The organism is Acidovorax sp. 22279 (assembly GCF_052045435.1).
GTDB lineage: Bacteria > Pseudomonadota > Gammaproteobacteria > Burkholderiales > Burkholderiaceae_C > Acidovorax > Acidovorax delafieldii.
The window spans coordinates 43,226-62,970 of record NZ_JBQEOV010000022.1 but is presented as its reverse complement, the minus strand read 5'-3'; the positions used below and the strand labels follow the sequence as shown (position 1 = coordinate 62,970).

17 protein-coding genes and 2 pseudogenes are annotated in these 19,745 nt (G+C 61.9%); 11 read left to right on the top strand and 8 right to left on the bottom strand.

Annotated elements, in window-relative coordinates; genetic code table 11:
• The first annotated feature begins 254 nt into the window (after positions 1–254).
• A complete protein-coding gene (locus ACTJKQ_RS22625) occupies positions 255–1,004 on the top strand; it encodes an electron transfer flavoprotein subunit beta/FixA family protein (RefSeq protein ID WP_440598147.1) in 750 nt (249 codons plus the stop codon).
• A 2-nt stretch (positions 1,005–1,006) separates the two neighbouring features.
• Positions 1,007–1,939 carry an electron transfer flavoprotein subunit alpha/FixB family protein gene (locus tag ACTJKQ_RS22620; protein ID WP_440598146.1) on the top strand — a complete coding sequence of 311 codons (933 nt, stop codon included), beginning with the start codon at positions 1,007–1,009 and terminating at the stop codon, positions 1,937–1,939.
• Positions 1,940–2,115: 176 nt separating this feature from the next.
• On the opposite strand, the gene ACTJKQ_RS22615 is transcribed toward ACTJKQ_RS22620, so the two are convergent.
• From ACTJKQ_RS22615 to ACTJKQ_RS22580, 8 genes and pseudogenes are all read right to left on the bottom strand, one after another.
• Positions 2,116–2,745, bottom strand: a complete 630-nt coding sequence (locus ACTJKQ_RS22615; RefSeq protein ID WP_440598145.1) for an isochorismatase family protein — start codon at positions 2,743–2,745, stop codon at positions 2,116–2,118.
• Positions 2,742–3,794 carry a 2,5-dihydroxypyridine 5,6-dioxygenase gene (locus ACTJKQ_RS22610; RefSeq protein WP_440598144.1) on the bottom strand — a complete coding sequence of 351 codons (1,053 nt, stop codon included), beginning with the start codon at positions 3,792–3,794 and terminating at the stop codon, positions 2,742–2,744. The genes ACTJKQ_RS22615 and ACTJKQ_RS22610 overlap by 4 nt, the downstream gene beginning before the upstream one ends.
• 2 nt (positions 3,795–3,796) lie before the next feature.
• Positions 3,797–4,651, bottom strand: a complete 855-nt coding sequence (locus ACTJKQ_RS22605) for an alpha/beta fold hydrolase (protein ID WP_440598143.1) — start codon at positions 4,649–4,651, stop codon at positions 3,797–3,799.
• A gap of 11 nt (positions 4,652–4,662) precedes the next feature.
• Positions 4,663–4,977 (bottom strand): annotated as a pseudogene (locus ACTJKQ_RS22600) (Asp/Glu racemase); the annotation flags it as partial.
• Positions 4,978–4,985: 8 nt separating this feature from the next.
• Positions 4,986–6,362 (bottom strand): IS30 family transposase, encoded by a 1,377-nt coding sequence (locus ACTJKQ_RS22595; RefSeq protein WP_082493288.1) that lies wholly within the window; start codon positions 6,360–6,362, stop codon positions 4,986–4,988.
• 69 nt (positions 6,363–6,431) lie between these two features.
• Positions 6,432–6,875: pseudogene (locus tag ACTJKQ_RS22590) on the bottom strand (maleate cis-trans isomerase family protein); the annotation flags it as partial.
• Positions 6,876–6,898: 23 nt separating this feature from the next.
• Positions 6,899–7,369, bottom strand: a complete 471-nt coding sequence (locus ACTJKQ_RS22585) for a hypothetical protein (RefSeq protein WP_440598142.1) — start codon at positions 7,367–7,369, stop codon at positions 6,899–6,901.
• A 453-nt stretch (positions 7,370–7,822) separates the two neighbouring features.
• Positions 7,823–8,998, bottom strand: a complete 1,176-nt coding sequence (locus ACTJKQ_RS22580) for an FAD-dependent oxidoreductase (RefSeq protein WP_440598141.1) — start codon at positions 8,996–8,998, stop codon at positions 7,823–7,825.
• Positions 8,999–9,530: 532 nt separating this feature from the next.
• On the opposite strand from ACTJKQ_RS22580, the gene ACTJKQ_RS22575 reads away from it, so the two are divergent.
• The 9 genes from ACTJKQ_RS22575 (at position 9,531) to ACTJKQ_RS22535 (ending at position 19,388) form a co-directional block, all read left to right on the top strand.
• On the top strand, positions 9,531–9,905 hold the full coding sequence (locus ACTJKQ_RS22575) for a nuclear transport factor 2 family protein (protein WP_440598140.1): 375 nt from the start codon (positions 9,531–9,533) through the stop codon (positions 9,903–9,905).
• 86 nt (positions 9,906–9,991) lie between these two features.
• On the top strand, positions 9,992–10,789 hold the full coding sequence (locus tag ACTJKQ_RS22570; RefSeq protein WP_440598139.1) for an ABC transporter ATP-binding protein: 798 nt from the start codon (positions 9,992–9,994) through the stop codon (positions 10,787–10,789).
• Positions 10,782–11,510, top strand: a complete 729-nt coding sequence (locus tag ACTJKQ_RS22565; RefSeq protein ID WP_440598138.1) for an ABC transporter ATP-binding protein — start codon at positions 10,782–10,784, stop codon at positions 11,508–11,510. The genes ACTJKQ_RS22570 and ACTJKQ_RS22565 overlap by 8 nt, the downstream gene beginning before the upstream one ends.
• Before the next feature lie 18 nt (positions 11,511–11,528).
• Complete coding sequence (locus tag ACTJKQ_RS22560; RefSeq protein WP_440598137.1) at positions 11,529–12,404, top strand: branched-chain amino acid ABC transporter permease; 876 nt, start codon at positions 11,529–11,531, stop codon at positions 12,402–12,404.
• Entirely contained in the window at positions 12,401–13,387 is a 987-nt protein-coding gene (locus tag ACTJKQ_RS22555) for a branched-chain amino acid ABC transporter permease (protein WP_440598136.1), read from the top strand. The genes ACTJKQ_RS22560 and ACTJKQ_RS22555 overlap by 4 nt, the downstream gene beginning before the upstream one ends.
• A gap of 67 nt (positions 13,388–13,454) precedes the next feature.
• Positions 13,455–14,666 carry an ABC transporter substrate-binding protein gene (locus ACTJKQ_RS22550; RefSeq protein ID WP_440598135.1) on the top strand — a complete coding sequence of 404 codons (1,212 nt, stop codon included), beginning with the start codon at positions 13,455–13,457 and terminating at the stop codon, positions 14,664–14,666.
• A gap of 210 nt (positions 14,667–14,876) precedes the next feature.
• Positions 14,877–16,085: a hypothetical protein gene (locus ACTJKQ_RS22545; RefSeq protein WP_440598134.1), complete on the top strand. Its 1,209-nt coding sequence runs from the start codon at positions 14,877–14,879 to the stop codon at positions 16,083–16,085.
• A 193-nt stretch (positions 16,086–16,278) separates the two neighbouring features.
• Entirely contained in the window at positions 16,279–18,300 is a 2,022-nt protein-coding gene (locus ACTJKQ_RS22540) for an oxidoreductase (RefSeq protein ID WP_440598133.1), read from the top strand.
• Between the two features lie 176 nt (positions 18,301–18,476).
• Complete coding sequence (locus ACTJKQ_RS22535) at positions 18,477–19,388, top strand: phytanoyl-CoA dioxygenase family protein (RefSeq protein ID WP_440598132.1); 912 nt, start codon at positions 18,477–18,479, stop codon at positions 19,386–19,388.
• The last annotated feature ends 357 nt before the right edge of the window (positions 19,389–19,745 follow it).

Genomic DNA, 19,745 nt, shown 5'->3' with positions numbered 1-19,745 from the left:
CGAAGAACCGGTTCTACCGGACGCAGCATGCACTCGGCATGGACCGCTTCGGTACGTGGAGATGTTGGCCAGGCGTGTCGAAGGCGGGTGGGCGTGGTCGGCATCGAGGAGACATTGATCCACCTTTCAGGCCGACCTGCGACCAGAGCGACGGTTATGTAGGTTGCTCACATCACCCGCGCCTCGCCCATGGCAAGACGGTCGATATGTATTGACGCCGCCCTTATTTATTTTTTTGACATGAAGAAACCATCATGAAAATCCTCGTTCCCGTCAAACGGGTCATCGATTCGAACGTCAAGGTGCGCGTCAAGTCCGACGGCACCGGCGTGGACATAGCCAACCTCAAGATGAGCATGAATCCATTCGACGAAATCGCCGTCGAAGCGGCCGTTCAGCTAAAGGAGAAGGGCGTTGCCACCGAGGTCATTGCTGTCTCCTGCGGGGTCACCCAGTGCCAAGAGACACTGCGCACGGCGATGGCCATCGGAGCAGACAGAGCCATCCTTGTCGAGACTGGTGAGGAGCTCCAGTCGCTGGCAGTGGCCAAGCTGCTCAAGGCACTGGTCGACAAGGAACAGCCGCAATTGGTGATCCTGGGCAAGCAGGCCATCGACGACGACTGCAACCAGACCGGCCAGATGCTCGCCGGTCTCACGGGCTTAGCGCAGGGCACCTTCGCCAGCAAGGTGGACGTGATCGGCGGCCAGGCGAAGGTCACGCGCGAGGTCGACGGTGGCACGGAGACGGTGCTGCTGAAGTTGCCGGCCATCGTGACCACTGACCTGCGAATGAACGAGCCGCGCTACGTCACGCTGCCCAACATCATGAAGGCCAAGAAAAAACCGCTGGAGACGGTCACGCCGGCGGACCTGGGCGTGAACGTAGCCCCGCGCATCAAGACCCTGCACGTCAGCGAGCCAGCGACGCGATCGGCCGGTGTCAAGGTGCTCGATGTCGTCAGCCTGGTGCAAAAGCTCAAGAACGAAGCGAAGGTGATCTAACCATGACCGTCCTCGTCATTGCTGAACACGACAATGCGGCCATCAAGGGCGCCACCCTAAATACCGTGACTGCCGCGGCTGCCTGCGGGGGCGATGTGCACCTGCTTGTGGCCGGGCATAACGCGCAGGGTGCAGCGGAGGCCGCCGCGCAAATCGCCGGTGTGGCGAAGGTACTCCTGGCCGAAGCGCCCGAGCTAGCCGACGGCTTGGCCGAGAACCTAGCCGCCCAGGTGATGGTCATCGCCAAGCGCTACAGCCACCTACTGTTCCCTGCCACTGCGGCGGGCAAGAACGTTGCCCCGCGTGTTGCCGCGCTGCTTGACGTGGGCCAGCTATCGGATGTGACCCAAGTCGTTTCGGCTGATACGTTCGAGCGCCCGATCTACGCCGGTAGCGCGATTGCCACCGTGCAGAGCATCGATGCGATCAAGGTGCTCACCGTGCGAACTACCGCCTTCGATGCCGCGCCAGCCGACGGGGGCTCAGCCCCCATTGAGAACCAGCCGGCCGCCGGTGATGCAGGCCTGTCCAGCTTGCTCGGTCGTGAATTCAGCAAGAGCGACCGGCCAGACCTGATCGCCGCCAAGACCATCGTCTCCGGTGGTCGGGCGCTGGGCTCAAGCGACAAGTTCAACGATTTGCTCTCGCCACTGGCAGACAAGCTGGGCGCGGCATTGGGCGCAAGCCGTGCGGCGGTGGACGCCGGCTACGCGCCCAACGACTGGCAGATCGGCCAGACAGGAAAGATTGTCGCGCCGCAGCTTTACTTAGCCGTTGGCATTAGCGGTGCGATCCAGCATTTGGCCGGTATGAAGGACTCAAAGGTCATCGTCGCCATCAACAAGGACAGCGAGGCCCCGATCTTCAGCGTGGCCGATTACGGACTGGAGGCCGACCTGTTTGCCGCCGTTCCGGAGCTGATCCGGGCGCTGTAACGCCGTCGAGCAGCAACAGCGGGCGCCTTGAGCGCCCGCTTCATCATGAGGCGATCCCGTCCACCGCAAGTCATCCTGCACGTCCAGCGCGCTGCCGACGAGATTGAGGAAGCCGCACCGGTGCGCCCGTCTTCATTCCCGTCGATCCCGCGACCCGCCGTGCACGGTGGCCCCGCCTATCTGGCGCACTGCTCCAGCTGCGCCAGCGCCTGCGCCAGCGGCATCACCGCAGCGTACTTCTGCTGCATATCGAACAGGTTGGCTAGATGCGGTGCCAAAGCCCGGTCGCCCACGCAGTCCGAGAGCACCAGCGGACGAAAGCCGGCCGACATCGCGTCCACGACGCTGGCCCGCACACAGCCGCTTGTCGTGGCGCCGGCCACCAATAGGGTCTGCACGCCCTTCTGTGTCAGCCATTGAGCCAGCATGGTCCCGAAGAATGCCGAGGGCGTGGTCTTGCGCACCACGAGTTCCCCAGGGCGTGGCTCGAGCTGCGACACAATTGCGCTGGCAGGCGCGTGCTCTTTCAGACCCAGCAGGCCGGGCACCTTCATCGTGAACACGTTCGCATCGCTGTCGTCATCGGCGAAGACGATGCGGCTTTGTGCAATCGGCCATCCGCTAGTCCGCGCTTTTGCGAGAAGCTGGGTTGTCTGCTCGATTGCTGCACAGATATTCCCGCCGCCGAATTGACCCGGATCGGCGAAGCCGTTGACGAAGTCAACGATCAGCAGGCCGAACGGAGGTTTGAGCGACAAGGCTGTGCCGAAGCCTTGGGCCTCGTAGGCGGCCAGATCGTCGCTCATGTGCGCCCCCCAATGTCGCCGTCCAGCACACGGCCACGCTCCACAACAACCTCGCCGTCAAGTTCCACTGTGCAATGGCGCATCGGGATATCGATGTGACAGGCGGTCGTGCGCGAGCCGCCGACTTCATTGTTGGGTCCGAGCGAGAAAAGAAAATTGCCCTCGAACGCTCGCGCATCCATACCGATGGTCGCTTCGTGGCCGTAGTGGGCCAGTGTTGACCAACGGGCCCTCGGCTGCAAACCCCACCCGATGTGCGACAAAGCATAGGCTTCCGGATCGTCGAAACTCTCCATGTAATCCGACAGCAGTTGCGCATGCAATCCGCCTTCAATCGACTGGGCGAAGCCGTTGCGGATCATGATTTCGATGGGCTCCGAAACGTAGGTCTTCATCGGCAACAAGATGTCTCCGCGGTCAAGCACGATGCGTCCGCTCGCCTGGCCGTCGTTCGGAAAGGTCAGCGCAAATCCGCTCGGCCAGTGGTCCCAGCGGCCGGGCTCGTCCACGAAGCCGTACTCCGTGATTGCAGGGAATTGCCCCAAGGGGCAACGCAGGTCGGTGCCGGCGGCTGAGACAACATGCATCTCCCGCGCCTTGCTGATGCGCTCACCTGCGTGCAGGACTCTCAGGCGGTCGGCTTCGCTGGGCACCATGCGGCACAGCACCTCGGGCGGTTCGACCGCCAGCAGGATCTTGGTGCCGGTCGACAGGATCTCGTGCTGTTCGGGGGAGAACAGCAGCGTCATCAGATCCAGGACCAGGTCGCTTGCTTTTAAAGCGGCCATCGCAGTCCGGTTGCCCGTGAGCGGCGTGGTGCCGAGGTATGCCAACGAATCGCGGCTCAACGACTTCCCACCATTGACTGGGGGGAGATCAAGCCGGTTGGCGATGCCGCCGAGCGACTGCACGGCGGTCATGGCGCAGCGCAGGGTCTGCGGATGGGTGTCCGCCCCCGTCAGCAGTGTCACGCACTGGCCGGCCTCGAGCTTGGACAGCGACAGCACTTGCCGCCACGCATGAATCAGATCGTGGTCACTGACTGCCATTTCTATTCACTCCTCGTGTCATTCGACAGGGTTGCGCCCAGGAAATCGCCGAAAGCGAGATAGAACCCGTCTTCATCGTCCCAGGGGATCATGTGGCCTGCGTTTGAGACCCGCGACACCTCGACATGTGGCGCCAGGCTCTTGATCTCGTCGACATCTCTCACTCCGACAACATCGCCTTTGCCTGCTGTCATCAGCAGGAACGGCACTTTGACGTTGGGCAGGTTCAGGTGCACGTCGTCCGTGTGAAATCCCTCGAAGCTGACGACTACTGCCCGCTCGTCGCAGGTGTGGAGCCACTGCACCCGCAGGCGTAGTTGGCTCTCAGTCCACGTGGGACAGAACTCGCGCATGCGCTGCAGCGAAATACCGCGGCGGGCTTCACGAATGGAATCGACATACCAGGGCAGCTTCGCCGGATATGCACGGCGCCCGGGACCGGATACCGGCGGATCAATGGCTACCAGCCGGGTCAGCCCCGCCGGTGATTTGGCGGCAGCGCGAATGGCAATGCGGCCGCCCATCGAGTGGCCGACGAGGGCATAGCGGTGCAGGCCGATCGCCTCGGCAAAGGCGATTACGTCGGCGGCCTGGGCGTCGAGGCCGTAATCGAGCGCCTCGGACGCCTCCGATAGTCCGCGGCCTCTCACGTCCAGCACGTAGGTATCGAAGTGCCGGCCGAACCGCTCGGCGACGAATCCCCAGGTGACGGCCGGGCTGGTGATCCCGGGAATTAGCACGATCGCATCGCGCTGCCTGCGCTCTCCGTCATCGCCGCCGTAGCGAAGGTAATGCTGCCTGATACCGTTCGCCTGCACGTGGGCGCCGTAGAGCAGGCGCGTTGTATCTCGTTCCATGGCTGGCTCCTTCACGCGTAGGCGCCGGACAACAGCGCGCCGGCGCCAGGCACCACCGGCTGAAGCTTGAGTTCCTTCAGGATGGCGTAGGTGGTGGCGATGGCTGCCGTCAGGACCGGCTTGCCAGTGATCGCCTCGACCATCGGTACTGCCGGCAGCGACGGCATCTGCACACAGGCCGACAATACGATCACGTCAACGTCCTGGGTGTTCATGCCGCGAACGATATCGGGCAGACGAAACGGGTCGTGCCGCCCCACCTCGAGGTTGTCGGGGATCTCCAGAGCGCGCCAGTCGCTGACCTCGAAACCCTCTTCTCGGATGTAGGGTGGATTCAACCGGTCGTCGCAACACCGGGTTGAGCTGCGGATTTTAGGTAGTCATTCAAAGCCTCAGCTGGTGTCCTCCAGCCCAAGGTTTTGCGTGGTCTGTTGTTCAAGGTGGTGGCCACGGCCTGGAGCTCTTGCTCGCCCCATCGGCATAGGTCAGTCCCTTTGGGAAAGTACTGCCGCAGGAGACCGTTCGTGTTTTCGTTGGTGCCGCGCTGCCAGGGACTGTGCGGATCGGCGAAGAAGACCTTCACGCCAGACTCTATGGTGAACCGCGCGTGGTCCGACAGTTCCTTGCCGCGATCCCAGGTCAATGATTGGCGCAGTTGCCCAGGCAACGTGGCCACTGTTCGCTTGAGCGCATTGGCCATAGTAACGGCGCCATATCCTGCAAGCGGGGGACCGTTCTTTGTCCGGGGAGTCAGTCCGTAACCTGCCTCACGAGGCAGATGCACGAGCATGGTGAATCGGGTTGATCGCTCTACCAGCGTGCCAATGGCAGACCTGTCCAGGCCGATGATCAGATCGCCCTCCCAGTGACCAGGAACGGCACGGTCATCCGCCTCTGCAGGCCGGCTGGAGATCATCACGTCTTCGCTGACATGCGCCCATGCCTGGGCCTGGGCTCTGGCCCGTGGCATGCGCAGTGCACGGCCTCTGCGCAGATAGCTCACCAGCTCGCGCTTGAGGGCACCTCGGCCCTGGATGTAGAGCGCCTGGTAGATGGCTTCGTGGGAGATGCGCATGGACAGATCATCAGGGAAGTCGACTCGCAAGCGCTGAGCAATCTGCTCTGGTGACCAGCCCTGCACCCACTTGCGGTCTCCACGGTGGGGCTTGTTGCGCCCGATAAATGGTGCCTGCTGCGGACCGGCAACTTCACGACCTTGGGCGTCAAGAATCTTGCCCTCCAGGTGATCCTGGACATACTGCCGCAGCTGCGGGTTCATGACCAGCTTCACGGGCTTGGGCCTCTTGGCTACGAGCTCAGCCTTCCACTGCGCAACGGATGCCCGGTAGTCGAGCTTGCCGCCGCGCGTGGCAGCGTTGCGGGTCAGCTCCCGCGAAACGGTTGATGGGCTGCGCCCCAAGCGGCGGGCTATCTCCCGCACACCAACATCTTGTGCCCGCAGGAGGGCGATCTCTTCTCGTTCGCCAAATGACAGATATCTTGCTGACACCGGCTTCGACATGAACAATGGCATGCCGCCACGATGACGGAACCAGCGCGTACCCACTGGCTGGGAGACGCCAACGGCCTCTGCTGCCTTCTCGCTTGTTATTCCAGTGGCAATCTGCTTCCAGAACTGTCGCTCCACTTCTCGCCGAAGCGACGGCGCGCCTGGCGAACGCATCGCTCCTCGTCCTGTCAACTTCAGCATCCACCCTGCGGGTCGTCCCATAAACACCTCCATGATTAGGGTGTTGCGACGACCGGTTGAATCCACCTAGTTAACGACCATTTCGGTTAGCGGCCTCATGTATGGTGCGACCAACGCAATGCGCTTTGCGCCCATCACCTTCAACGCATCCACCAGTGCGCCAGCGCTGGTGATCACTGGCGCGGTGGCACCGTTGTCTGCAGTTCGTGATTGCAAACGGCTCTGCGAGATTCGGTGATAACCGGGTCCCATCGCCATGATGGCCACCAGGCAGGCATAGCCGAGCACGTCCACCTGCGCATCGCTCAACTCGACTGCGCAGCGGTCCGACTCTGCGTCCATGGCCGCCAGCTCCTCTTTCTTCACCGTCTTCATGCGCATCCGGCTGCTATGGAAGGTAAAGCGATCGTTGGGAAACTGCGCCTGGTGGGCCTGCAGCATCGCTGGAACCTCGGTCTCCATCGTGGTATTGGAACTCGGCACGATCTGGCCGATGCGGAAGTGACGTGTCATTGCTGGGACTCCAGTAGGTTGATTCAAATGGTCTGGTCCAACCAGTGAACGATCACATCGGCGATAGCGTCGCTGTTCAGCTCCGACATCATCATGTGTCCGTTGCCCGTGATGCCGAGCGCTGGAAGATCCAGATTTGTGAGCCGTGCGCCGCGTGAACGCAGATACTCGGCGGCTTGGAAGTTCATCTCTCGCATCCAACTCGACTCGGACGTAAGGAGCGCGATCGGCGGGGCGAAAGGATCGTGCAGGCCGGAGCAGGGGGCCGCACACAGGCCGTTGTCGAAGCGGCCGAAAGCATGTTCGAGGCCAGGCGCGCCCAACGGTTCCACTGCGACGATGCCCTTCACCTGTTGACCGCCCCAGGCGCTGAGGGCCCAGCCGCAAGGCCCCCCAGCGGAATGCGTGAGGAGCACAGTGTCGCCCACCAGATCGAACAGGGCCGAGGCGATAGCTTCAACGTGAGCTTGGCTGGCGGCCAACTGCGTGGCCATAGGGCCCTGGCTGGCCATAAATCGGTCGCTGGCACCCGGGCTTTCGCTCGGCCATTGCCGATGCAATGCAGCCTCCGGCCAGAGCATATGCAGTGCAGGCTCTACAAAGCGGGGCACTAGGGCTTCATAGCTGGCCGCAGGCACCGCCGGACCGAGTGCGGCGCCATTCCAGTGGTTGCGCCCATGGCCCGGACGATCCAGTAGATACACTGGATAGCCTGCCCTTAGAAAGGCATGCACCCAACCCGGTCGGTTGTCGGGCGTTCTGAGAAACTCAGATCCTTGGCCGCCCCCCCCGTGCACCAGCGTCAGTGACGTGCCTCTGGGCCGAACCGGCTTGAACCACTCGACGTAGGCAGACACCCCGGGCACAGTGAGTTCGCCCACCGTGCAGGAGCCGGTGCTCAGGAAGACGCCACCAAAGTCGTCCAATTCGTACGCAGCCATCGTGGCTCAGAAGACGGTGCGCATCTTTTCGGGGAACAGCATTGCCTCTCGCATCTCGTCGCGGTCGGCCGCTATGGCACGGGCCTGCGCGATCCACTCGTCGCGCTGCTGGCCGGGCAGCATGTGATAAAGCGTGCGCAAGTTGTTCGTTGCACGGGGCGACACGAGTTCAATAAATTTCTGACGGCGATCGCGGTCGTAGAACTCAAGAACATCGTCGCCCGCGCCGTCTTGGATCACCCGACCCAACGCCTCGATCAACGCGAAGCAGTCGAACATGCCACCCGTCAAGCCCAACCCGCCGGTCGGGTTCGTCACATGGCCGGCATCTCCGACGAGCGCGATGCGGCCCTGACGCATCCTGTCTGCCACTCGTTGGTGCATACGGTATGGGGCACAGGCCTCCATCTTGTACTGAACGCCCTTGGGAAGGAGCTTGGACAAAACCTCTCCCGCGCGCTGTTCCAGCCCTTCGATTGGCAGCGCGTAATCTTCCACGAAGGTGACGCGCCAGAAGTGGTCCGGATCGATTTTGCAAATAACTGAGCCATAGACAGGATCGACCTGCATGGTGGTATTGCTGTAGCCTAAGTCGGTGAGATTAATACGCAGGTTGGTCGCGACATAGCGCTCTGGCCAGGTCACACCGAAGAACGGCATCTTCAACACTTGGCGCCGCACGAAGCTGCTCGCACCGTCCGCACCAATCAGCCAGTCGCCTTCCAACTCCTCGTGCTCACCGCGCGACAGCATCTGTACTGTCACCCCGCTGCCATGGTCAGTGCACCCCGTCAGCGACGTCCCATATCGGATCTCGACCTTCGGCTGCTGTTTCAGGTGTTCAAGTACCACCCGGGCCAGTTTGTCCTGGCCTAGATTCAGGGCAAAGGGAAACTCGACAAGCCCGTCGAGGCAGCTCAGATTCCAGCGGATCATCTCGCCGGTCTCGTGAATGTGCCAAGCGTGATCCTGCCTCAGAAAACCAGCCTTCACGCAGTCGTCGAGGATGCCCAAGTCGCGCAGATGTGGCAGGACAGAGCAATGGTAAACAAGCGCTCGCGGGCTTTCGCTCGGCTTCTCTTCAGCCTCTAGCACGGTCACGCGGTTGCCTTGTCGAGCCAGGCCCAACGCGGTGAGAAGTCCGGTCGGGCCGCCGCCGGCGATGATGATATGTTTGGTCAAGTTCAGTTCCTCGGGGTCCGATCCAGAAGCGCGATGCCGCCTAGGATCCAAGTGATGGGCCTGATGCACGGAGCGTCGAGATCAGGCTGAACTGGCAATGCTAGAAATTGCCACCTCCTCAGAGGAGGTGCTTACTGGCCAAACGGCGGCGCATTCTTTGCGGCGGCCCTTACTGGCACAAAAGGCTTCGCGGTCGGCAGTCGAATCCTTTGAACCATTCCCGAGCGGCACGCTCGCGCAGCTTGCAAGGCGTCGCCCTACAACCGCCCGGGCTGCGGCAGCCTCACCGAGGATGCGAGCACTGCGTCTGCTCGCTACGTCAAATTGGCCATCTGCAACCTCTCGCGATGTAGAGCCGCTACGTAAAGTTGATTCATCAGGTCCGCTGCTTCGGACCTTCTGCATTCGAGCTGTATTTGCGGCTAGGGCTGCAAGTAGATCGTCGGCAGCTGCGGCACCCGTTTGTGAGAACGCTAGCCCGAAATCTTGCGTTTGTTATCCATTTACCGCAGAACTTTTAAGGCTCATGCTCATGTCACAACAACTATTGGCCGATCTCGGTGCCGCCTGGGACCGTCAAGATGTCGAGGGAGTTCTCGCCTGTTTTACCCAAGACGGCATCTACCATGACACAACAGGTGACCAGCCGTTGGGCACCACCTACCAAGGACACGCCGCGATCCGCGAGGCGCTTGTGGCCTTTTTCTCCGCCTTTCCCGGCGCTCGTTTGCAGTCGGTGGGCCAGCCATTGATCGGCCCTGATGGCCGTGCCGCGTCCGAGTGGGTCTTCGAGTACACCGACGTCCACGGCCAACTGGCGCATCTACACGGCTCCGACTTTTTCCTCATCGAAGGCGGCAAAGTGAAGGTGAAGAACGCGTACATGAAGTCGTACTCGGCAAGCTGACACTCGCGTGTGGCCGCGGTCTATCTGCGGCGATTTGTCGTGTCTTTATTCACCGCGATTAGGGCTGAGCTCAGTTTAGGACAACGATGGTAGACACAGTCAGCCCCCTGCTCAGTGTCCGCGGTGTGATGGTGCGCTTCGGCGGCATTGTCGCTCTCGATGGCGTGAGTTTCGATGTAGAGCGTGGTCATGTGTGTGGGCTGATCGGCCCCAACGGCGCGGGAAAGACCACTCTTTTCAACTGCCTGTCGCGGCTGTACGGCTACCAGGCCGGCGACATCCAGTTCGAGGGCCGGTCCATCACATCTACGCCCACTCACGAGATATCGCAGTTGGGCATAGGCCGCACTTTCCAGAACCTGGCGATGTTCCGTACCCTGCCGGTGCGCGACAACATCATGATCGGCGCGCACTGCCGCTCGTCGGCCGGTTTCCTGGCCAGCGCGCTCCGGCTGCCCGGTGTCAGCGCCGAGGAGCGCCGCTTGCGCGAGCGGGCCGACAAGATCATGGAATACCTCGAGCTGACCAATGTCGCCCACCGCGCCGCCGGCGACCTACCGTTCGGCACTCAGAAGCGGGTAGAGATGGGACGGGCCCTGGCGGCCGACCCCAAGCTGCTTCTGCTGGACGAACCTGCTGCGGGTTTGAACCACGAAGAGTTGGTGGACCTGGGACGGCTGATCCTGGATGTACAGAGTCGCCTGGGCGTGACCGTGCTGCTGGTGGAGCATCACATGAGTTTGGTGATGAGCGTGTCCGATCACATCGTGGCACTGAACTTCGGCAAGAAGATCGCCGAAGGCATCCCCGAGCACATCCAACAGCACCCAGACGTAATCGCCGCCTACTTGGGCTCGGACGAGCAGCAGGCCGCTCATGGCTAGCAAGCTATTCGAGGCCAAGAAGCTCTGTGCCTTCTACGGCTCCACCCAAGTGTTGTTCGACGTCGATTTTTCAATCCACACCGGCAAGATCACCACCATCCTGGGCGCCAACGGCGCAGGCAAGACCACCACACTGCGGGCCCTGTGCCAAACCGTGCGCACCACCGGCAGCATTACGCTGAACGCCGGTGCGCGAGACGTGCAACTGGTGGGCGAGAGCACCGATGCCATCGTGCGCATGGGCGTGGCCCATGTGCCAGACGGGCGGGGCACCTTCACCGCGCTGTCGGTTGAAGACAACCTGAAGCTCGGTGCCTATGTGCGCAGCGACAAGGCTGAGGTGGCGCGCGACATGGACAAGGCCTACAGCCGCTTTCCGCGCCTGGCCGAGCGTCGCCACCAGCAGGCTGGCACGCTGTCGGGTGGCGAGCAGCAGATGCTGGCCATCAGCCGGGCGCTGATGCTACGCCCCAAGCTGCTGCTGTTGGACGAGCCCAGCTTTGGATTGGCGCCGCTAATCGTCGCTGAAATCTTCCGCATCATGCGGCAGATCAACGCTGAGGACGGCGTGAGCATGCTGCTGGTCGAACAGAACGCGAGCCTCGCTCTGGGCTTGGCCCACCATGCTTATCTACTGGAGACTGGCTACGTTGCGTTGTCTGGTCCAGCAGAGCAAATCAAGAGCGACGAGTCGGTGCGCCGCGCCTACTTGGGCTATTAATTCGGCCAGGACGCACCCATGGAAACTCTGCTACTTCAAATTTCCTCCGGCTTGACCAACGGCATCATCTACGGCTCGGTCGCACTGGCTTTGGTGATGATTTACCAAGCCACGCATCACATCAATTTCGCCCAGGGGGAGATGGCTACTTTTAGCACCTTCATCGCTTGGGCGCTAATCCATGAAGCCGGCTGGCCGTACTGGTCCGCATTCTTCTTCACCGTGGCGGTGTCGTTCGCCGGCGGGCTCCTGTTGCAGCGCATCGTGCTCAAGCCGATTGAGAGGGCGCCTGTGCTCACCAACGTGATCGTGTTTATTGGCCTGCTGCTAATTTTTAATGCGCTATCGGGCATGCTTTTTGACCACACTATCAAGGCCTTCGAGAGCCCGTTCCCCAAGGATTCGGCCCTTGCCACGCGCTTTCTTTCGGCGCACCAGCTCGGCTCGGCCGGCGTGCTGCTGGTGGTGCTGTTTACGCTGTTCATATTTTTCAGATACACCTCTGTGGGTCTGGCAATGCGGGCGGCGGCGCAGAACCCCGAGTCGGCCAAGCTGGTTGGCATCCGCGTGAGCTGGATGCTGGGCTTGGGCTGGGGCTTGGCTGCCGCCGTCGGCGCGGTAGCCGGCATGATGGTCGCTCCCATCGTCTTTCTCGACCCCAACATGATGGCCGGCATTCTGCTGTACGGCTTTGCCGGCGCGCTGCTGGGCGGCATAGACAACCCGCTAGGCGCGGTGATCGGCGGCCTGTTGGTGGGCGTACTCGAGAACCTGCTGGGCGCATACGTGATCGGCACAGAGCTAAAGCTCACCGTCGCGTTGGTGCTGATCGTGGGCATCCTCACGCTACGCCCCAACGGCCTGTTCGGCAAGAAAATGGTGACCCGCGTATGAACAATGCGATCGATCGCAAGTGTGTCTGGATCGCCAGCCTGCTGCTGCTGGCCTTGCTGCTGGTGTTGCCCTTCCTAGTCAAGAACTACCGGGTTTTCCAGTTCAACCTCGTGATTGTCTATGCCATCGCCATTCTGGGACTGAACATCCTCACCGGCTTCAATGGCCAGATCTCGCTTGGCCATGGCGCGTTCTACGCCTTCGGCGCCTACACCGCCGCCATCCTGATGGACAAGGTGGGTGTGCCCTACTGGGCCACGCTGCCGGTAGCCTTCGTGTTCTGCTTCGTGTTCGGCTTCCTAGTGGGCTTTCCGGCCTTACGGCTTGCAGGGCATTACCTTGCGCTTGCCACTTTTGCGCTGGCCCTGGCGATGCCACCATTGCTGAAGTACAAGAAGGTCGAAGGGCTCACCGGCGGCGTGCAGGGCATCGTACTCAACAAGCCCGAGCCGCCGTTCAACTTCCGCTTCCTGGACCAGTCCTTCGGTGCCGACCGGTGGTTGTACTTCTTCAGTTTGGCGGTGGGAGCGCTGATGTTCCTGGTCGCCTGGAATCTGGTGCGCGGGCGTGTGGGTCGAGCCATGATCGCGGTGCGTGACCATCCCATCGCAGCCACTGCCATGGGCATCAATCTGCCGATGTTAAAGAGCATGACCTTCGGTGTATCGGCCGGCATTACCGGCGTGTCCGGGGCGCTTGGTGCCATTGTGGTTGCGTTTGTGTCGCCTGACAGTTTTACTGTCTTCCTTAGCATCTTCTTACTCGTGGGGGTGGTAGTTGCCGGGCTCGGGTCGATCCCGGGTGCCATCTTCGGCGGCATCTTCATCCAGTTCGTACCCAACATTGCCGACGAGATCTCCAAGGCCGCGCCCGCTGCGATCTATGGCCTGTTCCTAATCGCTTTTATGTACCTGATGCCAACGGGCGTGATGGGCGGCGTAAATGCTCTTTGGGAACGCCTGCGATCACGCCGAGCGGATTGATTCTCACGACGTCGCTGCGCAGCGCCGCGTCTTTTTGCAGTCTCACTGAACTACGAGGTTTCGAACCATGTACCTAAAGCGCACGTCGATCACACTTGCTGGCCTGGCCGCCTTGTGTTTCAGCCAAGCCACGCTTGCCCAGAAGAAGTACGACCCTGGGGCTGATGACAAGGAAATAAAAATCGGCAACATCGTGCCGTACTCAGGCCCCGCCTCGGCCTATGGCACTATTGGCAAGGTTATCGGTGCCTACTTCGACAAAGTCAATGCCGAAGGCGGCATCAACGGCCGCAAGATCAAGTACATCACGCTGGACGACGGCTACAACCCCGCGAAGACAGTGGAACAGGCGCGCAAGCTGGTGGAACAAGAAGAGGTGCTGCTGCTGTTCACCACGGTGGGCACGCCGCCGAACAGCGCCATCCACAAGTACATGAACCAGAAGAAGGTGCCGCAGTTGTTTGTGGCATCGGGCGCCAGCAAATGGGGCGATCCGAAAGGCTTCCCCTGGACCATGGGGTGGCAGCCTCCTTACACCGTGGAGGGTAAGACCTACGCCACCCACCTGCTGGAAACCATGCCCAAGGCCAGGGTCGCCATTCTTTACCAGAACGACGACTACGGCAAAGATTACCTGAAAGGTTTTCTAGAAGGCCTAGGTGATAGAGCGAAGGCCATCGTCGTCGCGCAGGCCAGCTACGAGGTCACGGATCCAACGGTCGATAGCCAGATCCTGACTCTGAAGGACAGCGGCGCCAACGTGTTCTTCAACATCACTACTCCCAAGTTCGCCGCACAGGCGATCAAGAAGATCGCCGAGGTGGGCTGGAAGCCCGAAGCCCACTATTTGAACACCGTGTCGTCTTCGGTAGGCTCGGTGCTCAAGCCCGCGGGCCTAGAGAACGCGGTCGGATTGATTTCGGTGCAATACCTGAAGGAGCCCTCTGACCCAGCGTGGACCAACGATCCCGACTACAAGGCGTGGCTCGCTTTCATGCATCAGTACTACCCCGCTGGGGAATTGACCAATTTGTTCAACGTGACGGGCTACACCCATGCCCAGACTCTGGTACAGGTTCTAAAGCAGGCTGGTGACAACCTAACGCGTGAAAACGTTATGAAGCAGGCGGCCAACCTGAACATGCCCAGCATGCCGATGCTGCTGCCCGGCGTGGACGTGAAGACCAGCGCCGACGACTTCTATCCAGTCGAACGCATGCAGTTGGCGAGGTTCGACGGCAAGACCTGGGTCCGTTTCGGCAAGCTCTACGGCCGCTGACGCTGCCCTAGCCCTCGCGACCCATTGACCAGTCACCCTACAGGAAGATTCCAGGGGGGCCGTACTCTGGGTTGACATTCAAATGGGCTCCCCCTCTCTCTTGCAGAGACCGCTCGGGATCCACCGGCTACTACGGCAGCGCTATCGGAAGGTGCTCGCCGACGGCTGCCCTCCATGGCAACATCCGCTCAAGAGCACTGTCCTCCCCTCATGAACCCTTCAGAGCCGCTGGCCACTCACGTACTAGACGAAGGTCGCGTCATGCCGCCGAACCAGTTAACCATGGGAGCTGTCACGCTGATCTATGCGCTGTCGGTAGTCCTGCTCGGCCTCTCGCCGATCATGGCCGGGCTCTATGCCGACGAACTGAAGCTCAGCATCAGCGAGGTCGGTTGGATCCTCTCCATTGAGCAAGCCGGCAGCGTAGTCGGTGCACTGTTCGCCTTCTGGGCAACGCCCCGTGTTCGGTGGAAGTCCCTGCTCATCGGGGCCAGCGTTGCCGCCTTGCTGGCCAACGCGCTCACTGGTTTCATGACGGGCTTCGCTTCACTCGCCGCCATGCGATTGATCTCGGGCTTCGCGTCCAACACCATCACGCTGGTTGCTTCTTGCCTGTTGGCACGCGCCAGCCAACCGGACCGTGCTTTCGGGGCCGGCCTGTTGGCGGCGTGCGTCATCACCGGCCTAGGCGTCTGGCTGCTCAACACATCCCGTGCAATCTGGGGCTACCAAATCACAATCGGGTCGGGCGCGCTCTTGTTCGTCGCATCGCTTTTGCTGACGCTAGCGTTGTCCCGACGGCTGGGCGGACCGGGCGACGCGGGGCCCGGGCTCGACGCGCAGACCGGTGTCCGGGGGGCTGCCAACGCCACATCGGCCCTTGCCGGACTGGCCGGGCTGGTGCTGTTCGGCATCAGTCTGAACATCGTCTGGGGCTTCCTCGAACGTCTGGGCTTGGAGCACGGTCTGTCCAATGACGAGGTCGCCTGGGCCTTGGGCATCGGGTTGCTAGGCAGTGGGCTGGGCGCCCTGGCGCCCGCTCTCATCGGGGATGCCGGCAACCGGGTGCGGATGCTCTCGATCACTACGCTGCTACTCTTCGTCTCCCTCGGTCTGACTTGGTGGTCGAGCGGCGTCATGATGTTCACGCTGGCTGTGTCTATCCTCGCCGGTGCCTGGAACATGGGACTGGCCTACTACATGGCTCAAACGTCGACCAACGACGTCAGCGGTCGTTACACACGGGCCATCTACATTGCCATTGCAGCTTCACAGTCGATCGGCCCGGGCCTGGCCGCAGTCATCCTCGACCATGCAAGCCTGACGAGCGTGCTAGCGGTGTCGCCGCTGCCGGCGCTGCTTGCACTGGCGCTCGTCGTCGCAGTGGGGTGGCGGCAGGGGAAAACCGGTCGCGCGTAGGCTGCGGAACGCTGCGGAAGGACCGGACGGAAGGCGTTAACGGGCGCTTACGGTTCGACCGTTTGGATGCTGCCAGACGGATCATCGTCGAACGTTCGGAAGTGCACTGCCAATGGGCCTTTCCATCGGCGCGAGAAGCGACTTGGCCGCATAGCACCTATGCGGCGGCGGACGCACTTCCTACAGTTGCGCTATGAACGCCAGAGATCCTCGCTACGACATCCTTTTCGAGCCGGTACGCATCGGCCCAGTGACCTCGAAGAACCGCTTCTATCAGACCCCTCATGCGCTGGGAATAGGGCCGCATCGGTACGAGGACATGGTGGCCTTCCGTCGCACGCGTGCCGAAGGCGGCTGGGGCGTGGTCTGCGTTGAGGAGACCATGATCCACCCCACCTCGGGCCACGACCCGTTTCCCGGGCCACACCTTTGGTCAGACGCGGACATCGCCCGTGTTGCGCCCATGGCCGACGCGGTTCACGAATTTGGCGCACTGGCCGGTGTGGAACTAGCGCATGTTGGCAGTTCCGGCCCCTGCTGGGAGCATCGTGGTTATCCCCTGTCGCCCACCGCCGGTCCGGTTCGCCTCCACCACAACCCGATCAGCACTCGGCAGATGGACAAGCGCGACATCGTGGAGTTTCGCCGTTGGTACGTCGATGCCGCGTTAAGGGCGAAGCAGGCCGACTTCGACGTCGTCTATGTCTACTGCGCGCACGACCTATCCTTGCTGCAGGACTTCCTGGTCAACCGCACGAACAAGCGCACCGACGATTACGGCGGCTCTTTCGAGAACCGGCTGCGGTTGCTGCGCGAGGTACTGTCCGACGTGAAGGACGCAGTCGGCGACCGTTGTGCGGTGGCAGTTCGCCTGGCAGTGGAAGAGCGGCGCTGGCAATCCAGCCTGAATACCCGAGAGGACGGCCGCCGAGCGATCGAGGCGCTGGCAGAGGTGCCCGACTTGTGGGACGTGAACGTCAGCGACTGGGCCTGGGACAGCGGCAGCTCGCGTTTCTTCGAGGAGGGCGGGCAGGAGCCCTTCGTGACCTTCGTCAAGCAGGTCACGAGCAAGCCGGTGGTGGGCGTGGGGCGCTTTACGTCACCTGATGCGATGGTCAGCCAGATCAAGCGCGGCATCCTCGACTTCATCGGTGCGGCGCGCCCGTCGATTGCCGATCCTTTCCTTCCCAACAAAATCGACACTGGCCAGCACGATGACATCCGAGAGTGCATTGGCTGCAACGTGTGCGCCGCCGAGGTGATGAACAAGACCACCATCCGCTGCACGCAGAACCCGACAGCCGGCGAAGAGCTCCGCATGCGATGGCATCCGGAGCGCGTGCCAGCCGCGGCGCACCCCGACCGCAACGTCCTGGTGGTGGGCGGCGGCCCGGCCGGCCTACAAGCTGCGCTCACCCTAGGCAAACGCGGCTACCAAGTTTCGATCGCCGAAGCCGGCGATAGCTGGGGCGGTCGTCTGGCACGCGAGCGCAAGCTGCCTCGCCTTGCCACCTGGGGCCGAGTCGTGGATCATCGGCTGAGCCTGCTGCAGCGCATGCCCAACGTGGAGATGTACCTCGCCAGCCGCCTGTCGGCCGACGACGTCGTGGGCATGGCGCCCGACCACGTCATTGTGGCCACTGGCTCACATTGGCGGCGCGACGGCACCGGCCGCAGTCATCACGAGCCAATCCCCGGTGCTGATGCGGCACATGTCCTGACGCCCGATGATGTCACGGCCGGTCGACCGGTGAGTGGCAAGGTTGTGGTCTACGACGACGACTACTACTACATGGCTTCGGTGCTGGCCGAGAAGCTGGCGCGCGAAGGTTGTCAGGTCACCTACGTCACCACCGCCAGCGACCCAGCGCCGTGGACGTTCAACACGCTCGAGCTTGGCCACGTGGTGCAGGCATTGCTGGCCGCGGGAGTCGAAATCGTCACCGGCACCGCCATCACTGCCGTGGAGGCTGGCCTCGTAAAGGCGCAACGGATTCTGACCAGCCAGGTGGTGACGTTGGAGGCTGACGCCGTGCTGCTCGTGACCTGCCAATCTGCGGACGAGACGCTGTACCGCGAGTTGTTGGAACGGCAGGAACGCGGCGAACTGGCGTCCTTGGATCGTAGCGGCGACTGCATCGCGCCTGCGTTCATCGCGCAGGCGGTGCGCGATGGGCACCGCGCTGCGCTGGTCTACGACTCGCTGGCGGCATGAGGCGCGGGTTACGTCAGATGACCCTCTTCAGCCAAGAAGATCGTCGAGGCGCTGGAACTGGAGCTGTCTCGAACACCCACCACATCCCATTGACCAGGCGGCTCCTCTCGCATGTCGCCTAGCCGCATAAAGTTGATTTCACCAATACCGCAGACTTCAGTTCTTCGAATCGACCAATGAACACTTCAGCTTCACTCCGCACCCTTTCGTCGAGCGCCTCCGCTGATGATGTGGCGGAATGCATTGACCGCGATGGCGGTGTAATCGTCGCCAACCTCATCGATGAGCGCGTCATGGACGAGTTCATCGCCGACCTGAGGCCGCACTTCGACCGCCAGACGTTCGGCACCGGATTCAATGGGGTTCGAACCCGTCGCTGCAACGCACTTCTCCAGCATTCGGACCGCACTGTCGACCTAATGCTCGCACCGTCCTTCCTCAATGTGGCGGAACGCCTGCTGGTGCACGACGGCGTGTGGTCCGGCTCCATGGCTGACGGCAGCACCGTCCACAAACAACGCGTTCGGCCGACAATTCAGTTGTCGGTAACTCAGGCCATCGAGCTGTGGCCTGGCCAGAAGGCACAGGAGATTCATCGAGACGACAGCATGTACTACACCCGCCACCCCGGCAGGCCGACGCTGGTACAGGCGCTGTTTGCAGGCACTCGCTACACCCGAGACAACGGCGGAACACTGGTGATCCCCGGTAGCCATCACTGGGATGATGAGCGCATTCCGAAGCTGCAGGAAACGGTGGCGGTCGAGATGCCGCGCGGCTCAGCATTGATTTACGTCGGGGGCCTGTACCACGCCGGTGGCGCCAATGTCACCGAGGACGAGCGCCGAATCGCAGTCGCCGTTTCTTACACCCTCGGCTATCTTCGGCAAGAGGAGAATCAGTACCTATCCGTCACCCCGGAGCGCGCGCTGCAACTGCCCCAACGCGTGCGCGAGTTGATGGGCTATCGCCTGTGCGCCCCATTCTGTGGCTGGGTCGATATGCGCGATCCAATGGACTGGCTCGAGGCACAGGGCAACAACGCGAACAGCTCCGCATCCTATCGACCGGTGACTGGCGGCGTCTGAGCGACCAAACTGCCGAGTCGTGCAGGTCGCGGTGCACTAACAGTCATAGGTCCCGAGCGAACGATAGGACAGGCCGCGATAGCCGGGCCTTCACAAGCAAGGCTGAGGGTGAAGATAAACCGGCTCTCGCCGAGCAGGATGCGCTGCACTTCGTTTTATCGTTGGTAATTCAGCTTCCGCTCGATCGGAACTCGGACAAAGGCAAGCGCATTTCGGACATTGAGTCCTTTATGCCTTCATGCAACCAAGGGCAACCTTTGGACGGGGCTCTTGTTGCCCGCTCTGTCAGAAGCCAACAACCTGTCTAGCGCAGCGAGCGTTGCTCGCGACAGCTCCTACCTTCCGCGCCTCCTCGGA

Bases quoted from the DNA above. Each gene is read 5' to 3' on its own strand.
- ACTJKQ_RS22625 (WP_440598147.1), top strand. From the start codon at position 255: ATGAAAATCCTCGTTCCCGTCAAACGGGTCATCGATTCGAACGTCAAG.
- ACTJKQ_RS22620 (WP_440598146.1), top strand. From the start codon at position 1,007: ATGACCGTCCTCGTCATTGCTGAACACGACAATGCGGCCATCAAGGGC.
- ACTJKQ_RS22615 (WP_440598145.1), bottom strand. From the start codon at position 2,745: ATGAGCGACGATCTGGCCGCCTACGAGGCCCAAGGCTTCGGCACAGCC.
- ACTJKQ_RS22610 (WP_440598144.1), bottom strand. From the start codon at position 3,794: ATGGCAGTCAGTGACCACGATCTGATTCATGCGTGGCGGCAAGTGCTG.
- ACTJKQ_RS22605 (WP_440598143.1), bottom strand. From the start codon at position 4,651: ATGGAACGAGATACAACGCGCCTGCTCTACGGCGCCCACGTGCAGGCG.
- ACTJKQ_RS22595 (WP_082493288.1), bottom strand. From the start codon at position 6,362: ATGCTGAAGTTGACAGGACGAGGAGCGATGCGTTCGCCAGGCGCGCCG.
- ACTJKQ_RS22585 (WP_440598142.1), bottom strand. From the start codon at position 7,369: ATGGCCACGCAGTTGGCCGCCAGCCAAGCTCACGTTGAAGCTATCGCC.
- ACTJKQ_RS22575 (WP_440598140.1), top strand. From the start codon at position 9,531: ATGTCACAACAACTATTGGCCGATCTCGGTGCCGCCTGGGACCGTCAA.
- ACTJKQ_RS22570 (WP_440598139.1), top strand. From the start codon at position 9,992: ATGGTAGACACAGTCAGCCCCCTGCTCAGTGTCCGCGGTGTGATGGTG.
- ACTJKQ_RS22565 (WP_440598138.1), top strand. From the start codon at position 10,782: ATGGCTAGCAAGCTATTCGAGGCCAAGAAGCTCTGTGCCTTCTACGGC.
- ACTJKQ_RS22560 (WP_440598137.1), top strand. From the start codon at position 11,529: ATGGAAACTCTGCTACTTCAAATTTCCTCCGGCTTGACCAACGGCATC.
- ACTJKQ_RS22555 (WP_440598136.1), top strand. From the start codon at position 12,401: ATGAACAATGCGATCGATCGCAAGTGTGTCTGGATCGCCAGCCTGCTG.
- ACTJKQ_RS22550 (WP_440598135.1), top strand. From the start codon at position 13,455: ATGTACCTAAAGCGCACGTCGATCACACTTGCTGGCCTGGCCGCCTTG.
- ACTJKQ_RS22545 (WP_440598134.1), top strand. From the start codon at position 14,877: ATGAACCCTTCAGAGCCGCTGGCCACTCACGTACTAGACGAAGGTCGC.
- ACTJKQ_RS22540 (WP_440598133.1), top strand. From the start codon at position 16,279: ATGAACGCCAGAGATCCTCGCTACGACATCCTTTTCGAGCCGGTACGC.
- ACTJKQ_RS22535 (WP_440598132.1), top strand. From the start codon at position 18,477: ATGAACACTTCAGCTTCACTCCGCACCCTTTCGTCGAGCGCCTCCGCT.